The sequence below is a fragment of the Actinomycetospora sp. genome (assembly GCF_055612215.1).
In genome coordinates this window covers 1-1,649 of record NZ_JBVPVA010000490.1, presented here as the reverse complement: position 1 = coordinate 1,649, position 1,649 = coordinate 1, and the positions used below count along the sequence as shown (strand labels likewise).

At 74.3% G+C, this 1,649-nt stretch carries 1 protein-coding gene; it reads right to left on the bottom strand.

Annotated elements, in window-relative coordinates; translation table 11 throughout:
• A partial coding sequence (locus AC0CYZ_RS13750) for a maltotransferase domain-containing protein (protein ID WP_472216202.1) occupies positions 1-1,594 on the bottom strand: 1,594 nt, incomplete at its 3' end.
• Positions 1,595-1,649: the final 55 nt, after the last annotated feature.

Sequence of the window (1,649 nt, the reverse complement as noted above, 5' to 3'; positions counted from 1 at the left end):
CCAACAGCGCCCCCCCGCCGAGCTGCAGCGACTCGTGCAGGATGTCGGGGGTGTTGACGAACAGGTTCGGCCGCGACTCGTCGGCGTGCGCGACGATCTCCTCGCCGAACTCGGTCAGCTCCCACTTCGCCGTGCGCCAGGTGAAGTAGGTGTAGGACTGGGTGTAGCCCAGCTTCGCCAACCCGTAGAGGCGCGCCGGGCGGGTGAACGCCTCGGCCAGGAACAGCACGTCCGGGTGCTGCGCCTTCACCTGCCGGATCAGCCACTCCCAGAAGTCCGGCGGCTTGGTGTGCGGGTTGTCCACTCGGAACACCTTGACGCCGTGGCTCACCCACAGCAGCACGACCCGCAGCGACTCGGCGTAGATGCCCTCGGGGTCGTTGTCGAAGTTGACCGGGTAGATGTCCTGGTACTTCTTCGGCGGGTTCTCCGCGTAGGCGATGGTCCCGTCCGGGCGCACCGTGAACCACTCCTGGTGCGTCGCGGCCCACGGGTGGTCGGGCGCGCACTGCAGCGCGAAGTCCAGCGCCACCTCGAGGCCGAGCTCGGACGCCCGCGCGACGAACGCGTCGAAGTCGTCGATCGTGCCCAGCTGCGGGTGCACGGCGTCGTGCCCGCCCTCGGCCGACCCGATCGCCCAGGGCGACCCGACGTCGTCGGGACCCGGGGTCAGCGTGTTGTTCGGGCCCTTCCGGTTCACCACGCCGATCGGGTGGATCGGCGGCAGGTAGGCGACGTCGAAGCCCATCGCCGCGGCGCGCTCGAGCTCGCGCTGGGCGGTGGCGAACGTGCCGTGCACGGGGCGGCCCTCGTCGTCCCACCCGCCGGTCGAGCGCGGGAAGAACTCGTACCAGGCGCCGTCGAGGGCGCGGGGCCGCTCGACGAGGACGTGGTGGTCGGCGCCGCGGGTCACGAGGTCGCGCACCGGGCGCTCGACCATCGTGCGGTGCACCGGCTGCGAGAGCGCCTTCGCGAGCCGCTCGGGCACGCTGCGGTCGGTCTCGCGCAGGGACGCGGCCGCCTCGCGCAGCGCGGTCGCGAAGGTCAGCGTCGGCGGCATCTCGATCGGGGTGGTCGACTCGCCCGCGGGCTGGTCGGGGACGTCGGCGGCGCTCGCGCGGTCCTCGATCTGGGCTGCGCCGCGCTCGAGCAGCCGGGCGCCGCTCTCGAGATCGTTGGCGAGCTCGCCCGCGCCCTGGCCGGCGGCGACCTTCACCTCGACGGCGTGGCGCCACGTCGCCCACGGGTCGCTCCAGGCGTCCACCCGGAAGCGCCAGAGGCCCTCGGTGTCGGCGACGAGGCTCGCGGCGACCCGGTCGGTCTCGGGGCCGAGGCTCGCCATGCGCGTCGAGCGGGCCTCGCCGACGGTCGGGGCGCCCGCGACGGCCTGCGCGTCGGCGTGGTCGACGTCGGCGCAGCGCTGCCAGACCAGCGTCGCGGCGACGGCGTCGTGCCCCTCGCGCCAGACCGTGGCGGTGACGGGCACGACCTCCCCGACGACGGCCTTCGACGGGAAGCGCCCGCCCGAGACCTCGGGGGTCACCTCGTCGATCCCGAGGCGGCCCTGCGCGAGGCGGGCCCGCTCGGAGGCGATCGGCTCGGTGGCCGGTGTCGGGACGGGCCGGTCGACGTCGGGCGTCGGGTCGGCC